Annotated in this window: 7 protein-coding genes; all 7 read left to right on the top strand. The window is 71.8% G+C overall.

The window, feature by feature from the left end; translation table 11 throughout:
- Window positions 1–71 precede the first annotated feature (71 nt).
- Entirely contained in the window at window positions 72–1130 is a 1059-nt protein-coding gene (locus ABD346_RS38095; RefSeq protein WP_344380901.1) for a FecCD family ABC transporter permease, read from the top strand.
- Window positions 1127–2188: a FecCD family ABC transporter permease gene (locus ABD346_RS38100; protein WP_344380902.1), complete on the top strand. Its 1062-nt coding sequence runs from the start codon at window positions 1127–1129 to the stop codon at window positions 2186–2188. Before ABD346_RS38095 ends, ABD346_RS38100 begins: the two co-directional genes overlap by 4 nt.
- Window positions 2189–2228: 40 nt before the next feature.
- Window positions 2229–3074, top strand: a complete 846-nt coding sequence (locus ABD346_RS38105; protein WP_344380903.1) for an ABC transporter ATP-binding protein — start codon at window positions 2229–2231, stop codon at window positions 3072–3074.
- A gap of 104 nt (window positions 3075–3178) precedes the next feature.
- Window positions 3179–4234 (top strand): iron-siderophore ABC transporter substrate-binding protein, encoded by a 1056-nt coding sequence (locus tag ABD346_RS38110; protein WP_344380904.1) that lies wholly within the window; start codon window positions 3179–3181, stop codon window positions 4232–4234.
- Between the two features lie 90 nt (window positions 4235–4324).
- Window positions 4325–6019 (top strand): ABC transporter ATP-binding protein, encoded by a 1695-nt coding sequence (locus tag ABD346_RS38115; protein ID WP_344380919.1) that lies wholly within the window; start codon window positions 4325–4327, stop codon window positions 6017–6019.
- 57 nt (window positions 6020–6076) lie between these two features.
- Window positions 6077–16978, top strand: coding sequence for a non-ribosomal peptide synthetase (locus tag ABD346_RS38120; RefSeq protein WP_344380905.1), 10902 nt, complete (start codon window positions 6077–6079; stop codon window positions 16976–16978).
- The gene (locus ABD346_RS38125) at window positions 16965–18668 is read left to right on the top strand and encodes an ABC transporter ATP-binding protein (protein ID WP_344380906.1); all 1704 of its coding nucleotides are present in this window, start codon (window positions 16965–16967) and stop codon (window positions 18666–18668) included. The genes ABD346_RS38120 and ABD346_RS38125 overlap by 14 nt, the downstream gene beginning before the upstream one ends.

Below are 18668 nucleotides of genomic sequence, written 5' to 3' on the forward strand. Positions count from 1 at the left end.
GCGGCCCGCCCTCGGGCGAGGGCGAGACGCCCCAACGGCCCGGCGCAGGTGCCCGGGTAGCCTCTTTCGACATGGGCACGACGACAGTGGAACGACCCGCACCGTCCGGAATCGTAGGAGCAAGACAGCGGCGGATCGTGGGTCTGGCGGCTGTCGTCGCGATCCTCGTGGTCGCCGCCGTCGTCTCCATAGCCGTGGGCGCACGGGCGTTGACCCCGGCCGAGGTGTGGCACGGGCTGTTCGCGGGGCCGGACAGCGACCAGAAGGCCACGGACATCCGGCTCATCGTGCAGACCGTGCGCGTACCCCGTACGGTGCTCGCGATCGTGGCGGGCATCGCGCTGGGCGTCGGCGGTGCGCTGATTCAGGGGTTCACCCGCAACCCCATCGCGGACACCGGCCTGTTGGGGGTGAACACCGGCGCCTCGTTCGCCGTCGTGTCGGCCATTTCCGTCCTCGGGCTCGCCGACCCCTTCCAGTACATCTGGTTCGCCTTCCTGGGGGCCGCGCTCGCCGGTGGCGTCGTGTTCGGGCTTTCGAGCATCGGCCGGGGGGCCGGGAATCCGCTCACCCTCGCCCTGGCCGGGCAGGGGGTCACGGTGTTCCTCGCGGCGATGACCACGGCGGTCGCGCTGTCGGACAAGGCGGCCCTGAACGCGCTGCGGTTCTGGAACGTCGGCTCGGTGGCCGGTGTCCCGTTCCGCGTCATCTGGCCGATGACCGCGTTCATCGTCGTCGGGCTCGTGCTGGCTCTGGTCCTCCTGCCGTCCGTCAACCTGCTCAACCTCGGTGACGACGTGGCGCGGGGACTCGGCGTGAACATCACGCTGATCCGGACCGTCGGCATCGTCGCGATCACCCTGCTCGCGGGGGCGGCCACCGCGGCGTGCGGTCCCATCGCGTTCCTCGGGCTCATGGTGGCGCATGTGGCCCGGTACCTGGCCGGGCCCGACTACCGCTGGCTGGTGCCGTACGCGGGTCTGCTCGGCGCGGTCGTCCTTCTGGTCTGCGACATCGTCGGACGCGTCGTGGTGCGCCCGGGTGAGCTGGACGCCGGCGTCCTCGTCGCCCTCCTCGGCGCCCCGTTCTTCGCCGTCCTGGTGTGGCGGGGAAAGTTCAAGAGCGCATGAACGAGACAGTGATGAAGCCGGCCGTGGCGCCGGGAGTGCGGCTCGGCCGCGTGTCGTTCGTCTGGCGGCTCAGGGTCGTCCTGGTCACGCTGCTGCTGATGGCGGCGGCCTTCTTCCTGTTCTGCCTGTCCATCGCCGTGGGGGACTTCCCCGTCGGCCTGCCGAAGGTGATCGCCACGCTCTTCGGCGGAGGCGAGCGGGTCGACAACTTCGTGATCATGGACTTGCGCATGCCGCGGGCCCTGGCCGGACTCGTCGTGGGCATCGCGCTCGGGGTGTCCGGGGCGCTGACCCAGTCCATCGCCCGCAATCCGCTGGCCAGTCCGGACATCCTGGGGATCACCTCAGGCGCGAGCGCGGTGGCGGTGTTCCTGGTGACGGTGTCGGGCGGTGCGGCCGCCGCGGTCACCAGCTCGGTCGGCCTGTCCGGGGCGGCGCTCGCGGGCGGTCTCGCCACGGGACTGCTCGTGTACTTCATGGCGTGGCGGCGCGGCGTCGACGGATTCCGGCTCATCCTCATCGGCATCTCCGTGAGCGCGGTGATGCAGGCGATCACGACCTGGCTGCTCGTCACCGCCGACATCAAGGACGTGGCGCGGGCTCAGGCCTGGCTGGTGGGCTCGTTGGACAACCGGTCGTGGGACGACGTGTCGGTGGCGCTCTGGGGCACGCTCGCCCTCATGGCCATCGTGCTGGGCGCGGCCTTCCAGTTCAAGCCGCTGCACTTCGGCGACGACGTGGCCGCGGGCCTCGGCGTCCGGCACGCGCGAGTGCGCGCGGTGCTGCTGCTGTGTGCGGTGCTGCTTGCCGGGTTCGCCGTGAGCGCGGCGGGTCCTGTCCCGTTCGTCGCCATGGTGGCGCCGCAGGTGGCGATGCGTCTGACGAAGCACCCGACACCGCCGTTGGTGGCCTCCGCCACAGTGGGCGCGCTGCTGCTGATCGGCTCGGACCTGGTCGCCCGGACCGCGCTGCCGATCACCCTGCCGGTCGGCGTCGTCACCGCCGCGATCGGCGGGCCCTTCCTCATCCACCTCCTGGTGCGGGCGAACCGCCGCTAGGTGATAGAAAGGTTAGGCAAGCCTAAATAGAGGGGTAGCCATGGCCGTTGAGTACATCACCGGGATCGAGTCCGCAGTCGCCGACGTTCCGAGGCTGGCGGCCAAGGGCGTCACGGTCGGCTACGGCGAACGGACGGTCATCGACGCGCTGGACGTGACGATCCCGCCGGGGGTGGTCACCACCATCATCGGCCCCAACGGCTGTGGGAAATCAACCCTGTTGAGGACCCTCTCGCGGCTGCTCAAGCCCACCCGGGGATCGGTCGTCCTGGACGGTGAGGACATCGGCAGGCTCAGGACCAGGGACGTGGCGAAGAAGCTCGGCCTGCTGCCGCAGTCGCCGGTCGCGCCGGAGGGCCTGACCGTGGCCGATCTGGTCGCCAGGGGCCGTCATCCGCACCAGAGCTGGCTGCGGCAGTGGTCCTCGGACGATGTCTCCGTGGTGGAGCGCGCGCTGGCCCTGACCGGGGTGTCCGACCTGGCCGACCGCCCCGTCGACTCGCTCTCCGGGGGCCAGCGCCAACGCGCCTGGATCTCCATGACGCTCGCTCAGGGCACCGATCTCCTGCTGCTCGACGAGCCCACCACGTACCTGGATCTGGCGCACGCGGTCGACGTGCTCGACCTCGTCGACGACCTGCACGAGTCCGGCTGCACCGTGGTGATGGTGCTGCACGACCTCAACCTGGCCGCGCGCTACAGCGACAACCTGATCGTGATGAAGGCGGGTGCGGTCCTGGCGCAGGGGCACCCGCGCGACGTGGTGACCTCCGAGCTGCTGCACGAGGCATTCGGCCTGCGGGCGCAGGTCATTGACGATCCGGTGGGGGACCGGCCGCTCATCGTGCCGATCGGCCGCACCCACGTCCGGAGTCCGGTCCGCTGAGCCGTCCGCACTGCGACTTAGGCTAGGCTTACCTTACTGAAGCGGCTAAGGTCTGCCTGCCCGATTCGGGCCGCAGTGGACAGCAAGAAAGCAAGGGATTCCGGATGCTCCTCGACCGAACGACACGCATGAAGCCCTGGCGGCGGCTGGCGGCGACCGTGTCCGCCGCGGCCCTCGGCGCAGGACTCCTCGCGGGATGCGGTTCCGAATCGGCGGACCAGGGCAAGGACGACGGCGCCAACACCCCGGCCGCCGCCGGTGCCTTCCCTGTCACCGTCGAGCACGCCTTCGGATCCACGAAGATCGACAAGGCTCCGAAGCGGGTCGTGACCGTCGGCTACACCGACGACCAGACCGTGCTCGCGTTCGGCGTCAAGCCGGTCGGCATGGTCGACCAGTACCCGAACCCGTCGGACCGGAGCCCCGACATCAACACGCAGTGGCCCTGGGTGAAGGACAAGTGGGGCGGCGCCAAGCCCGACGTCGTCATGAACAACGGCGACACCGGCCCCAACTTCGAGAAGATCGCCGCCCTTCGGCCCGACCTGATCGTCGCGGTCTACTCCGAGATCGACAAGGCCGCGTACGACAAGCTCTCCAAGATCGCGCCGACGGTCGGCCGCACGAAGGCCGAGAAGGAGCCGTTCAGCGCTCCCTGGCAGGACAACGCCCTCCAGATCGCCGCGGCGCTCGGCAGGGCCGACGACGGCAAGAAGATGGTCCAGGGCATCCAGGACAAGCTCGCCGGCGTGAAGAAGGCGCACCCCGAGTTCGCGGGCCAGACCGCCGTCGCGCTGTCCTGGTACAAGAACTCGGTCACGCCGTTCACCACCGCCGACGTGCGTGGCCAGCTCCTGACCGGCATGGGCTTCAAGGGCCAGACCGAGATCGACAGGATCGCGGGGTCCGGCTTCTCCACCCAGCTCTCGCCCGAGCGCATGGACCTCGTCGACGTCGACCGCGTCTTCGTCATCAACGACAAGGCCGACACGGACGCCCTGAAGCAGGACAAGCTCTTCAGCAACCTGAAGGTCTACAAGGCCAACAAGGTGTCCTACCTGCTCGACAGCGAGGGCCCGGCGGCCGGCGCGGCGATGTCGCAGGCCACCCTGCTCTCCCTGCCGTACGCCATCGACCAGCTCGTCAAGTCGGTCGGCTAGGTGACCACGCAGACGCACGCCGCCCCGGCCACCCTGCGCACGACGGGTGGCCGTGAGGCGGCCGGATGGGTCGCGGCCCGCTGCCGCGAGATGCCGTGGCTGACGGCCGCCACCGTGTTCAGCACGGTGGCCGGAGCCGCGCTCCAGATGCTCCCGGTCCTGCTGCTCGGCCGGGTGGTCGACGGAGTGGTCGGCGGCGAGCCGCGCTCGGCCCTGCTGACGACCGGAGTGGTGATGGTGGACGCCGCGCTGCTCGGCGCGGCGGCCACCGCGGTGTCGACGTATCTGATCGGGCGCCTCGGTGCGGATCTGCTCGCCCACCTACGGGAAGGCGCTGTGCGGGCCGTGCTCGGGATGCCCATCGCCCGGGTCGAACAGGTGGGCCGCGGTGACGTGTTGTCCCGGGTCGGCGACGATGTGGCCGTCCTGTCCAAGGGCATCCGCTCGGCCATTCCCACGGTGTTCTCCGCGGGTGTGCTGGTGGCCGTCGCCACGATCGGCATGTTCGGTCTCGACTGGCGGCTCGGTCTCGCGGGAGCCTGCGCGCTGCCCGCCTACGCACTGGCCCTGCGCTGGTACCTGCCCCGGTCCGCCCCGCTCTACCGCAGACAGCGGCTCGCCCAGGCCGACCGCGCGCAGGCCCTGATCAGCGGTCTGAACGGCATCGACACGGTGCGGGCGTACCGCCTGGAGGAGACGTTCCGCGAGAAGGTCGCCAACGACTCGCAGCGGGTACGGGATTACGGGATCGAGGTGTTCCGCTTCTTCGGCCGGTTCGTCGGCCGGGAGAACCGTGCGGAGTTCATCGGCCTGGTTCTCATCCTCGTGGTGGGCTACGTCCTGCTGGAGACCGGCAGTGCCAGCCTCGGCGACGTGTCGGCGGCTCCGCTGGTGTTCCACCGGCTGTTCACGCCGCTCGGCGCCATCATGTTCACCTTCGACGAGGCGCAGAAGTCGGGCGCCAGTCTGACGCGGCTCGTCGGGGTGCTGACGGAGCCCGCGGCGGAGCGCCTGGTGGGTCATGCGGCCGCCGCGCCGCGGGACGGCACCCCCTACCCGGTGGCGGTGGAGGGGCTGACGTTCGGATACCCCGGGTCCGAGGAGCCGGTCCTGCGGGACGTCAGCCTGACGATCCCGGCGGGCGGCTCACTGGCCCTCGTGGGAGCCACGGGCGCAGGCAAGACGACGCTGGCCGCGCTCGTCGCCGGGATAGAGACCCCGCAGTCCGGCTCGGTGCGCGTCGGGGCGACCGATCTCGCCGATCTGGACGAGGTCGATGCGCGGGCGTTGGTGAGCGTCCTGACCCAGGAGACGCACGTGTTCTCCGGCCCGCTCGCCGACGATCTGAGGCTGGCCGCACCGGAGGCGAGCGACGCCGAACTGACCGACGCGCTGCGCACCGTGGGCGCCGACACCTGGGTCGAGGCCCTTCCCGACGGGCTGTACACAGAGGTCGGCGAGGGCGGGGAGCGCCTGGACGGCATGAAGGTCGCCCATGTCGCCCTGGCTCGCCTCGTGCTGGGCCGGGCGCCGGTGGTGGTGCTCGACGAGTCGACCGCGGAGGCCGGCAGTGAAGGCGCCGCCGAACTGGAACGCGCCGTTCAGGCCGCCTGCGCGGGCCGCACCACGCTGTTCGTGGCCCACCGGCTGACCCAGGCGGTGGCCGCCGACCGTATCGCGGTGCTGGACGCGGGACGGGTCGTGGAGCAGGGCACGCACGAGGAGTTGGTGGCTCTGGGTGGCCGCTACGCGCGGCTCTGGCGGGCCTGGAGAGAAGGTAGTTAGGTAACCCTAATTTAGGTTAGGGTTACCTATGTGCCTTGGAAGGGTGTTGAGTCTTCGATGATGGAACCGAGCGCTCGTCTCGTGCTGTTCTCTCCCGCGCGTCTGGCCGACGTGCGCCGGCGCCTGGCCGGCTACTCCGACCGGACCGTCGCCGAGGCGGCAGCCACCGGTCTCGCGTACTGGGCAACTGGCCAGAGCCCGGACGGCATTGAGCTCGCACCCCACACGCTGTTCGCGGACGTGCTCGGCTGGGTCGACAACGGCGGTGGCGCGCCGAGCGGTTGGGCGGTCGGCGAAGCCGCCGCGGAGGGCATCCCCATCGCCGTCCCCGAGGGCGTCCTGCCGTCCGACGCGCAGCTCGCCCTCGACGACCTGGCGGACTTCCCGGACCGGCCCATCGGCACCATCGGCCCCTCCGGCGTGGCGGAGCGGCTCAGGACACTGGCCGGCTGGAACGACACCGCGGCCGACCGGGTCCGGCCGACCATCGTGGAGATGTTCCGCGAACAGGCCCGGCTCAGGCCGGACGCGGTGGCCGTCGTCGACGAACACCGGACCATGACGTACCGTCAAGTCGCCGAGAAGTCAGCTCAGTTGGCCCACCACCTGCTCGGCCGCGGACTCGCCGCGGAACAGGTCGTCGGCATCTCCCTTGGCCGCTCGGCCGACATGGTGACCGGCCTGCTCGGAGTCCTGCAGGCCGGCTGCGCGTTCGTGCCGCTCGACCCGCAGTGGCCCGCCGCCCGCCGCGCCGTCGTCATCGACGACGCGCGGGTCGTGGTCCAGCTCAACGACTCCGGCGAGCACGACCCCGCCGAACCGGCCGCCGTCGCCGTCGACCTCGACGACTGGCAGTACGACAGCTGCCCCGTCGAAGGCACCGAAGTCACCGTCCGGGGCGACTCGCTGGCCTACGTGATCTTCACGTCCGGCTCGACCGGCCGCCCCAAGGGCGCGATGATCCGGCACGAGGCGATCAGCGAGCGCCTGCTGTGGCAGGTCGAGGAGATCCTGGGCTTCGGCCACGACGACGCCTCGCTCTTCAAGGCGCCGCTGTCCTTCGACATATCCATAAACGAGATCTTCCTGCCGCTGGTGTGCGGCGCCCGCCTGGTGGTCCTGCGCCCCGGCGGCGAGCGCGACCCGCACCACATGCTGGGTGTGATCGCCGAGCAGCGCGTCACGTTCACCTATCTCGTGTCGTCCATGCTCGACGTCCTCCTGGAGATCGCGGGCGACTCGGGGCGCCTGGACAGCCTGCGGCACGTGTGGTGCGGCGGCGAGGTGCTCACCCCGGAGCTGTACGAACGGTTCCGCACCCGCCTCGGCATCCCGATGTACCACGGGTACGGGCCCGCCGAGACCACGATCGGCGTCTCCCACGTCATCTACCGGGGCGAGGCGGAGCGCCTGTCGACCTCGATCGGCAAGGCCAACCCCAACACCCAGCTCTACGTCCTGGACGAAGAGCTCCGCCCGGTCCCGGTCGGGGTCGGCGGCGAACTCTACGTGGGAGGCTTCCTCCTGGGGCGCGGCTACGTGGGCGCGCCCGCCCTGACCGCCTCCCGGTTCGTGGCGAACCCCTTCGCGAACGACGGATCGCGCCTCTACCGGACCGGCGACCTCGCCCGGTTCGCCCCGGACGGGTCCCTGGACTTCCTCGGCCGCGCCGACAACCAGGTGAAGATCCGCGGCATGCGCCTCGAACTGGAGGACGTCGAGGCGGGCCTCGCCGAACACCCCCGGGTGCGGCACACCTGCGTCGTCGCCAGGAAGAACAGCGCGGGCGGCACCTATCTCGTCGGGTACGTGATCCCCGCCGCCGGCAGCGAGAACCTGAGCGCCGACGAGGTCAAGGCCTGGGCCGTGGAGCACATGGTCGAGTACATGGTGCCCGCCCACATCGTCGTGATGGCCGAGTTCCCGCTCACCGCCAACGGCAAGCTGGACCGGCGGGCGCTGCCCGAGCCCCGGATCGTGACGGGCTCGTTCGTGCGGCCCTCCAACGACGACGAGCGCGCCGTGTGCGCGGCCGTCGCCTCCGTACTGCGCCTCGACGAAGTCGGCGTCGACCAGGACTTCTTCCAGCTCGGCGGCGACAGCATCCTCGCGATCTCCCTGCTGAGCGCGCTGCGCGAGGCGGGCCTGTACGTCTCCGCGCGGCAGATCTTCTCCCACAGCGTCCTGGGCGCGCTGGCGGCCGTGGCGAGCCGCGAGGACGTGACGCCGGTGGACCGCGGCGACGTAGCCACCGGCCCCGTCACGGGATCGCCCATCCTCCAGTGGCTCGGCGAGACCACGGACGCGATCGACGGGTTCGTCCAGTCGGTCGTCCTCAACACCCCGGCGGACCTCACCGCCGGTACCCTCGACGCCGTCCTCACCTCCGTGGTCGCCCGGCATGACATGCTGCGCGCCCGGCTCGTACGCGGCGAGCGCTGGAGCTTCGACATCCCGGAGGCCGACGGAGCCACCGCCCACTGGCAGGAGAGCGACCGGCCGCTCGATGCGTGCGTGGACCTCGCAACCGCGGGGCTCGACCCGGACAACGGCGTGATGCTGCGCGCCGTCTGGCGCCGGGAAGCGCGCCAGCTGGTCGTCGTCATCCACCACGTAGTGATCGACGGAGTCTCCTGGCGCGTCCTGATGGAGGACCTGGCCACCGCGTGGCGCCGGGCCTGTGCGGGCGAGACGATCGAACTGCCCCCGGTGGGCACGTCGTTCCGGCGCTGGACGCAGCTCCTCGAAGGCGCCGCCTTCGACGAGGACCGCGCCTACTTCGAACGTCCCCTGCCCGGGCCGGACGCACCGCTGGGCAGGCGGGCGCTGTCCGACGCCGACACGGTCGAGCGGGAACGGCACCGCACCTTCACGGTCGGCGCCGACCTCACGGCCGCGCTCCTCGGCGAGGTCCCGGCGAAGTTCCACGCGGGCGTCAACGACGTGCTCCTGACCGCGCTCGCCGTCGCCCTCGCCCGCTGGCGCCGCGACCGCGGCCAGGACCAGACGTTCGCGCACATCGAACTCGAAGGCCACGGACGCGAAGGCCGCCACGTCGCGGCCGGTGCCGAGCCGGACCTGTCGCGGACCGTCGGCTGGTTCACCACGCTCTTCCCGGTGACCGTGGACCCCGGCACCTCGGGCGACTTCACCGCCCCCGCCTACCTCGCCGCCGCGCTCAAGGCGGTCAAGGAGGACCTGGCCCGCGTACCGAGCAACGGCGTGTCCTACGGCGCCCTGCGCCACCTGACGGACGCCACCTTCACCGCCCCCGCGCCCCAGGTCCTGTTCAACTACCTGGGCCGCTTCGACGCGGGCACCCCCGAGGACTGGCAACTCGCCGGAACCACCGGCCAGTTGGGGGAGAAGCGCGATCCGAGGATGCGTCTGCCGCGCGCCCTGGAGTTCAACGCGATCGCCGAACCCGCGGCCCATGGCGCGTACGAACTCGTCATCACCGTCTCCTGGCCCGACGGGATGTTCGGCGACGAGGACGTGGAGACGCTCGGCGGCCACTTCCGCAGCGCCCTCGCCGGTCTCGCCGCGCTCGACCGGGGCGGCCACTCGCCCAGCGACTTCCCGCTGGTGCGGCTGACCCAGGACGACGTCGACGCCCTGGACGGCCCCGAGCTGGGCGACGTCCTGCCGCTCACCCCGCTCCAGGAAGGCCTGTACTTCCACTCGGTCTTCGACGACGACTCCGCGGGCAGCTACGTCGAGCAGCAACTGCTCACGCTGGAGGGCGGCATCGACGCCGGCCGGCTCGCGGCGGCCGCGACCCGGCTGCTCACCCTCTACCCCAACCTCGCCGCCCGCTTCGTCGCCCTCGCCGACGGCCGCGTCGTCTCCGTCCTGGAAGGCGGCGCCGAAGCGCCGTTCACCACGGTCGACCGGCCCGGCATCACCGACGAGGAGATCCGCGAGCACGCCGAGCGCGACCGCCGCACCGGCTTCGACCTGGCCACCGGCCCGCTCATGCGGTTCACCCTGTTCCGCGACCCGGATTCGGGCCGCAACGTGCTCGTGCAGACCGTGCACCACATCATCGCCGACGGCTGGTCGGTGCCGCCGATGCTGCGCGCACTGCTCGCCGAGTACCACGCACCGGGCAGCGTGTACCCGCGGGGCGGCTTCCCCGACTACGTGAGCTGGCTCGCCGGCCGCGACGCCGACGAGAGCGACCGTGTGTGGGCCGCCGAGCTCGACGGGCTGCCCGGCCCCTCGCTGGTGGCCGGGGAGCACACCCCGTCCGACCGGTTCGCCGACACCTCGACGGAGCCGGCGGGCGACATCGACGCGGCCGTGCGGGCCGCGGGTGTCACGCTGAGCGTGGCCGTGCACAGCGCCTGGGCGCTGACCCTCGGCGACATCCTGGGCTCCACGGACGTGGTGTTCGGCTCCACCGTCTCCGGCCGCGACGCGGACGTGCCCGGCATCGGCGACATGGTCGGCCTGTTCATCAACACCGTCCCGCTGCGCGCCGGTTGGGCCGCCGGCACCACGGCGCGCGAACTCCTCGCCGCGGTGCGCGAACACCAGGGCGCCGTCCTGCCGCACCAGCACGTCTCGCTGGCCCGGATCGGGCGTCGGGCCGGTGTCGGGTCCCTCTTCGACACCCTCGTGGTGTTCGACGTGGCGACCGATGTCACCGCCCTGCGCAGCCCCGGCGACACGCTCGTCGTCACCGAACTCGTCAACGAGGGAGCCCCGCACTACCCGCTGACGCTGGTCGTGGAGAGGTCCCTCGACGGACGCCCGGGCTTCAACCTGATCTACGACGGTGAACTGCTGCGGGAGAGCAGCGCACAGGACATCCTGCGCAGGTTCACGCACACCCTCACCGGCCTCCTCGACCGGCCCGACACCCCGGTCGGCGACCTGGTCCCGCCGGGGACCCGGACCCCGTCACCGATCACCCCGGCCACGCTCGGCGACCTGTTCGACGCCGCGGCCCGTCGCGACCCGGCCGCGACCGCCGTCACCCAGTGCGCTCTCGACGGCACCACCCGGTCGCTGACCTACGGTGAACTGGCGGCTGCCAAGGACGAGTTGGCCGCCGCCCTGCGCGCGGCCGGAGTCCGGCCGGGCCGACGGGTGGCCGTCGCGGTCCCGCGCACCATCGAGCAGGTCGTGGCCCTGGTCGCCATCGTCAGCGCGGGCGGCGCCTACGTACCCCTGGACATGGCCTATCCGGACGACCGGCTGGAATACGTCCTGGCGGACGCCGCCCCCCAGGCCGTCCTCGTCGACCCGGACCAGCGCGAGCGCTTCACGGCGCTGCTCGCGAAGGCCGGAGTCCCGGCCCGCGTCCTCGTGCAGGGCGACGAACTGCCGCAGGACGACGGGGAGTTGACGGCACCCGCCGTCAGTTGGCACGACCCCGCGTACGTGATCTACACCTCCGGCTCGACCGGCCGGCCCAAGGGCGTCGTCGTCCCGCACTCCAGCGTGGTGACCCTGCTCGCCAACACCCGGCCGGACATGAACTTCGGCCCGGACGACGTGTGGGTCCAGTTCCACTCGTACTCCTTCGACTTCGCGGTCTGGGAGCTGTGGGGCGCGCTGGCGCACGGCGGCGAACTGCTCGTTCCCGACTACGCACTGACCCGCTCGCCGGTGGACTTCCACCGCCTTGTCCGGGAGTGCGGAGTGACCGTGCTCAACCAGACCCCGTCGGCCTTCTACCAGTTCATCGAGGCCGACCGGCACGCCGCCGAACCGCTGACCGCCCTGCGCCGCGTCATCTTCGGCGGCGAGGCGCTGGACCTCGGGCGGCTGGACGGCTGGGTCGAGCGCCACGGCGCCGCCTCGCCCGAACTGGTCAACATGTACGGCATCACCGAGACCACCGTCCATGTGACCCACCGGGTGCTGACCGCCGACGACTTCGCCCGCGGCGACGTCAGCCCCATCGGCGGCGCCGTCCCGGGCCTGACCACCTACCTGCTCGACGACCGGCTGCGGCCGGTGCCGCCGGGCCGGGTGGGCGCCATCTACGTGGCCGGCGACCAGGTGTCGCTCGGCTACCTGGGGCGGCCGGGCCTCACCGCGGGCCGGTTCGTGGCGAACCCGTTCGCGAACGACGGCTCCCGCATGTACCACACGGGCGACCTCGCCCGCCGCACCCTCGACGGCGAGCTGGAGTTCGCCGGCCGTGCCGACGACCAGGTCCAGCTCAAGGGCTTCCGCATCGAGCTCGGTGAGGTCGAGTCCGCGGTCCGGGACCTCGCGGGGGTGGTCGATGTGGCCGTCACCGTCGCGGACAGCGGCGACCACCTGGTCGCGCACGTCGTGGGCCGGGTGCCCGGAGACCTCTCCGCGCTCCTCGCCGCCAAGCTGCCCGTGCACATGGTGCCGGGCCGGATCCTGCACGTGGACGCGCTGCCGCTGACCGTCAACGGCAAGCTGGACCGCAAGGCCCTGACCGCCCGGGCCGCGCGGGACGAGACGCCGGTGGCCGCCACCGGATCCGTGGTCGGATCGCTGGTCGGCATCTACGCCGACACGCTGAACCACCCCGACGCGGACGCCGACACCGACTTCTTCGGGGCCGGCGGCGACAGCATCGTCGCCATCACGGTGGTCAACCGGGCCAGGGCACTCGGACTGGCCATCGCGCCCCGCGACGTGTTCCTGCACAAGACGCCGCGAGCCCTCGCCGAACTCCTCGGCACCCGCGAGCCGGGGACCCCCGCGGCCGCCTCCGCACCGGCACACCGCGAGGACGGCCCCGTGCCGCCCACGCCGATCATCCTGCGCCAGCGTGAACTGGGCGGATCCCTGGCCCGGTTCGCCCAGGCACGGACGCTGCGGCCGGCCGAGGGCACCACGCTCGCCGACGCCGAGCGCGCCGCCAACGCGGTCCTCGCCGCCCACCCCGCCCTGCGGATGCGGCTGAACACCGAGCACGGGGTGTGGACGCTGCGCACCGAACCGGCCCGCGAGGCCGTCTTCGTGCGCGCGGTCTCCGCCGACGCCGAGGCCGCCGCGAACGAGGCGGCCGGGCTGCTCGACCCGGAGGCCGGGGACGTCATCGCGTTCTCGTGGCTCGCCTCGACCGGCACCCTGGTCATCACCGTGCACCACATCGCGGTCGACGCGGTGTCCTGGCTGATCCTGCTCGACGACCTGGCGGCCGCCCTGCGCGGGGAGCCCCTCGCACCGGAGACGACGCCGTACGCCGAGTACGCGCAAGCGCTGACCCTGCGGTCCGCGGGTGACGCCGACGGCCTCGGGCCCTGGATCGACACCCTGCGGGCTCCCGCGCTGCTGCCGTCGGTGGGCGCGCTGCGCGACACCACCGTGGTGCTCGGGCCCGACGCGAGCGACCGGGTCACGCGCACCGCTCCCGCCGCGCTCGGCGTCCAGCTCACCGAGCTGCTGTGCGGCGCGCTGCGCACCGCCCTGACCGAGATCCAGGCAACTCCCTCCGATCTCGCGATCGAGCTGGAACGGCACGGCCGCTTCCCGGTCCTCGAACACCACGACTACACGCGTACGGTCGGCTGGTTCACCGCCATCGCGCCCGTCCGGCTCACCGCGCACACCGACCCCGTCGCCGCCGCCCGCGAACTCGCCGAGCGGCAGCCCGACGAGGCCGGACACCTCGCCTACGGCCGGCTGCGGTACCTCAACCCGCAGACCGCGCCGCTGCTGACCGCCCGTCCCCAGGTGCTGTTCAACTACCTCGGCCGGGGCAGTGAATCGCAGGCCCCGCACATCACCGGCGGCGACCAGGGCAGCCCGTACGCCGTGGAGGTCAACGCCTGGACGGACGCGGCCACCGGCAGGCTGCACGCCGCCTTCACCCTCGCCGAGGAGATCCCCGACGAGATCACCACGCACTGGCTGCGCGCCCTGGAGACCATCGTGGACTCCGCCGTGACGGCCGAGCGCACGGCGCCGGTCACTCCGCTCCAGCGGGGCCTGTACTTCCAGTCCCAGCTGGCGGGCTCGGCCGGACACTACGTCGCGCAGAGCTACTTCTCCTTCGACCGGCGCCTGGACACCGGCGCGCTGGCCCAGGCGATGGCCTCGGTGATCGCCCGGCACCCCGTGGTCGGCGCGGGCTTCACCACCGACGACGACGGGAATCCGGTCCAGGTCCTCAAGGCAGGACGGCCGATCGGCGTCCGCACGGTCGAGCTGTCGACCGAAGCGGAGGTGGAGGCCCTGCGCGTCCGCGACCGCACCACCGGCTTCGACCCGGCCGAACCCCCGCTGATCCGGCTCACCGTCGTCCGGCTGCCGGACGGCCGCGACGGCCTGCTCCTCAGCTACCACCTGCTGCTGTGGGACGGCTGGTCCCGCGAGATCGTGCTGCGCGACCTCTTCGCCGCGTACGAGGCGGTCCTCGCCGGAGAGCAGCCGGACACCCGTCCCGCCACACCCTCCTTCGAGGACTACGCCCGGACCCTGGCCGCCAGGGACCAGGCCGCCTCGGAGCGGTTCTGGGCCGGGCACCTGGCCGGGCTCACGGGTCCGACGCTGCTCGCCGGGCCGGCGCCGTCCCTCTCCCAGGACCTGCCGCCCGCGCTCGTCCACACGCTGTCCGCCGAGCAGTCGCGGCAGCTGCGGGAGGCCGCCAGGACGCACGGGGTCACCCTGAACTCCGTCCTGACCGGCGCGTTCGGACTTCTGCTCGGCGCTCACACGGGCCGCAGCGACGCCGTGTTCGGCGTGACCGTCTCCGGCCGCGAGGGCGCATCCCTCTCCGGCATCGTCGGCGTGCTGCTCAACACCGTGCCGATGTGGACGCGGGCGCGGCCCGGCGACACCGTCGCGGACTACCTGTCGGCCGTGCAGACGGCCAGGGTCGAGGCCATGGAGCACGAGCACATCGGGCTCGGCGAGATCCAGCGGGCCGGCGGGCACGACGCCCTGTTCGACAACCTCTTCGTGCTCCAGAACTTCCTGGACACGGACGCGTTCGCCGAGATGAACACCCGCCACGGCATCACGGGGGTGAAGTCCGACGACTCCACGCACTACCCGTACACCTGGGTCGTCACCCCCGGCGACCGGCTCACCGTCAAGCTGGAGCACCGCCACGGCGACAGCGACAGCGCCCGCCGCCTCCTCGACGACTATGTGCGCGTCCTCGACGATCTCGTCGGTTCGACCGGGCCGGTCGGCGCGTTTCCGGGCCTCGGGCCCGTGCCCGATCCCGCCGTCCGCACGGACATCGGCACGGACACCGTGGTCGACCGGTTCGACCTGGCGGCCGACCGGGCCCCGGAGCGGATCGCGCTCGTCTCGCACGGCCGGAGCATGACGTTCGCCCAACTCCGCGATCGGAGCCGCCAGTTGGCGGGTGTCCTCACCGCTCGCGGCCTCGGCCCCGAGCGGACCGTCGGCCTCGCGATCCCGCGCTCGCTCGACTCGATCGTGGCGCTGTTCGCCGTGCTGCGCACGGGGGCCGCGTACGTACCGCTGGAGCTCGACCACCCGGACGAGCGGATCGCCTCGATCGTCGCGGACGCCCGCCCGGACGTGATCCTCACCGTCAGCTCCGTCTCGCACCGGCTGACCGGCGACACCATCGAACTGGACCGCCCGCTGCCGCGGGCCGAGCCGTTCACGACCTTCGCACCGGACGACCCGCAGCGGCTGCGGCACCCCGCGTACACGATCTACACCTCCGGCTCGACCGGAAAGCCCAAGGGCGTCGTGACCGAGTACGCCGGGCTCACCAACATGCTGATCAACCATCAGCGGCGCATCTTCGAACCGGTCCTCGCCGAGCACGGCAAGCGGATCTTCAAGATCGCCCACACCGTGTCGTTCGCCTTCGACATGTCGTGGGAGGAACTGCTGTGGCTCGCCGACGGCCACGAGGTGCACATCTGCGACGAGGAACTGCGCCGCGACGCGCCCGCCCTGGTCGAGTACTGCGGTGAGCACGCCATCGACGTCGTCAACGTGACCCCGACGTACGCGCAGCAACTGGTGGCGGAGGGCCTGCTCGACAACCCGGACCGGCGTCCCGCCCTGGTGCTCCTCGGCGGCGAGGCGGTCACCCCGGCCCTGTGGCAGCGGCTCGCGGCGACCGAGGGGACGGTGGGCTACAACCTGTACGGCCCCACCGAGTACACGATCAATACCCTGGGCGTCGGCACCTTCGAGTGCCAGGACCCGGTGGTGGGCGTGGCGATCGACAACACCGACGTGTACGTCCTCGACCCGTGGCTGCGGCCGCTGCCGGACGGAGTGCCCGGCGAGCTCTACGTCTCGGGCATCGGCATCGCCCGGGGCTACCTCGGCCGGCCGGCCCAGACCGCGGACCGGTTCGTCGCCTCGCCCTTCGGCGCGCCGGGCGAGCGGATGTACCGCACCGGGGACCTGGTGATCCGGCGGCCCGACGGCAACCTGATGTACCTGGGCCGCACCGACCAGCAGGTCAAGATCCGCGGACACCGGGTCGAACCGGGCGAGGTCGAGGCCGCGTTCGCGGCGCACCCGGCGGTACGGTTCGCCGCCGCCGTCGCCCAGCCCGACCCGCAGGTCGACGGCGGCGCCTACCGGCTGGCCGCGTACCTCGTGCTCGACGGAGCCGATCTGGCGGACGTCGCCGCCGAGGTGGGCTCCGGACTGCCGGACTTCCTGCGCCCGACGCACTACGCCCAGGTCGACAGCATCCCGCTCACGGTCAACGGGAAGGCCGACACCTCGGCACTCCCCGAGCCCAAGCCGCTGGGAGCGCTGACCACTTCGGGTGAGCGCGGCCCGCAGACCGAGACCGAGACCGTGGTCTGCGAGTACTTCGCGGAGACCCTGGACCTGGACGACGACGAGGTGAGCGCGGTGGGAGACTTCCAGTCTCTCGGAGGACACTCCATGCTGGCCGTACGTCTGGTCGGACTCCTGCGCCGCGAGTTCGGCCCCGTGATCACCATCCGTGATCTGTTCACCCTGCGAACCCCGGAAGCGATTGCCCGCCACCTTGATGACAACTCCTGACGTCCAGCGATCCCGCCGCCCGGGATCCGACATCCTCCGGACGGCCATACGTCGCAACGTCGGCGCCATGGTCTGGGGCACCGTCCTCATGGGCCTCTACCAAGCCGGCGAGACCGCGTTCCCCATCGCGCTCGGCCAGATCGTCGAGCACACGATGCGGGAGCGGAGCACGGGATCGCTCCTGGTGTCGATCGGGGTCCTTGCCGTGCTCATCACGATCGTGTCCCTGTCGTGGCGGTTCGGGATGCGCGTGCTGCAGAAGGCCAACACGACCGAGGCGCACCGCTGGAGGGTGCGGGTCGCGGCCTGCGGCCTCCAGCCGGTGGCCCAGGACACCGGCCTGAAGTCCGGCGAGGTGCTCACCATCGCCACCGAGGACGCCGACCAGACCGCCGACATCGTCGAGGTGGTGCCGATCCTGATCAGTTCCATGATCTCGGTGCTGATCGCGGCGGTCGCGCTGGGCATGGCGAGTCTTCCGCTCGGCCTGCTGGTCATGGCGGGGACGGTGGCGATCCTCTCCGTCCTCGGCGTGATGTCCAGGCGGATCGGCACCAGCACCAAGGAACAGCAGGCCCGGGTGGCGCGGGCGGGGGCGAAGGTCGCCGACCTCATCACCGGCCTGCGCCCGCTGCACGGCTTCGGCGGCAACCACGCGGCGTTCCGGTCCTATCGGAGGGTCAGTACGCAGGCGAAGGAGCAGTCGATCACCGTCGCCCGGGTGAACGGCGCCTACGCGGGCGTCGCGTTGGGCCTGAACGCCACCCTCGCGGCCTCGGTGACCCTGACGGCCGGCTGGCTGGCCTTCGACGGGCAGATCAGCATCGGGCAGCTCGTCATGGCGGTGGGTCTGGCGCAGTTCATCATGGAGCCGCTCCGGCAGTTCTCGGACATGCCGAAGTACGTGATGATGGCGCGCGCCTCGGCGGAGCGGATGGCCCTCGTGCTGTCCGCCCCGCCGGTGACGGTCCCGGGAACGGAGCGTCCTGCCCCGGGCGAGACCCTGGAGATCGACTGCGTCCGGTACGGGTCCCTGCAGGGGCTGAAGTTCCGGGTTCCGGCGGGCGAGTTCACGGCGATCGCGGCCTATCAGCCGCGTGCGGCGGCGGAGCTCGCGTCGATCCTCGCCGTGCAGGTTCCGCCGGATGCCTATGAGGGGGTGGTGCGGGTCGGCGGGCGTGAGCTGGCGGGCCTCTCGGTCGAGGCGGTCCGTGAGCACATCCTGGTGAACCCCTATGACGGGGAGATCTTCGCCGGGACACTCCGCTCGAACATCGACCCGTCGGGGACGAGCCGGATGCTGCCCGAGGCGGTCGAGGCGTCCATGCTGACCGATGTGGTCGCCCTGCACCGGCAAGGACTCGACTACGAGGTCCGCGACCGGGGCTCGAACCTCTCCGGAGGCCAGCGCCAACGGCTTTCCCTGGCACGGGCGTTGGCCGCCGACACGGATGTCCTGGTCCTTCGCGACCCGACGACGGCCGTGGACGCCGTCACCGAGCAGCTCGTCGCCCGCAACATCGCGAAGCTGCGCCGGGGCCGTACGACCGTCGTGATCACCAGCAGTCCGGCCCTGCTCGACGCAGCCGACCGGGTCCTCGTCGTGGACGACGGAGTGGTCACGGCCGAGGGCACCCACCGCGGGCTGCTGACCACCGACGAGGCGTATTGCCTGGCGGTGACCAGGTGA

It is taken from the genome of Streptomyces mauvecolor (genome assembly GCF_039532965.1).
In the GTDB taxonomy this organism is placed as follows: Bacteria; Actinomycetota; Actinomycetes; order Streptomycetales; family Streptomycetaceae; genus Streptomyces; species Streptomyces violascens.

What these genes read in the sequence shown, in the direction of transcription:
- ABD346_RS38095 (WP_344380901.1), top strand. Translation starts at nt 72, where the DNA reads ATGGGCACGACGACAGTGGAACGACCCGCACCGTCCGGAATCGTAGGA.
- ABD346_RS38100 (WP_344380902.1), top strand. Translation starts at nt 1,127, where the DNA reads ATGAACGAGACAGTGATGAAGCCGGCCGTGGCGCCGGGAGTGCGGCTC.
- ABD346_RS38105 (WP_344380903.1), top strand. Translation starts at nt 2,229, where the DNA reads ATGGCCGTTGAGTACATCACCGGGATCGAGTCCGCAGTCGCCGACGTT.
- ABD346_RS38110 (WP_344380904.1), top strand. Translation starts at nt 3,179, where the DNA reads ATGCTCCTCGACCGAACGACACGCATGAAGCCCTGGCGGCGGCTGGCG.
- ABD346_RS38115 (WP_344380919.1), top strand. Translation starts at nt 4,325, where the DNA reads ATGCCGTGGCTGACGGCCGCCACCGTGTTCAGCACGGTGGCCGGAGCC.
- ABD346_RS38120 (WP_344380905.1), top strand. Translation starts at nt 6,077, where the DNA reads ATGATGGAACCGAGCGCTCGTCTCGTGCTGTTCTCTCCCGCGCGTCTG.
- ABD346_RS38125 (WP_344380906.1), top strand. Translation starts at nt 16,965, where the DNA reads ATGACAACTCCTGACGTCCAGCGATCCCGCCGCCCGGGATCCGACATC.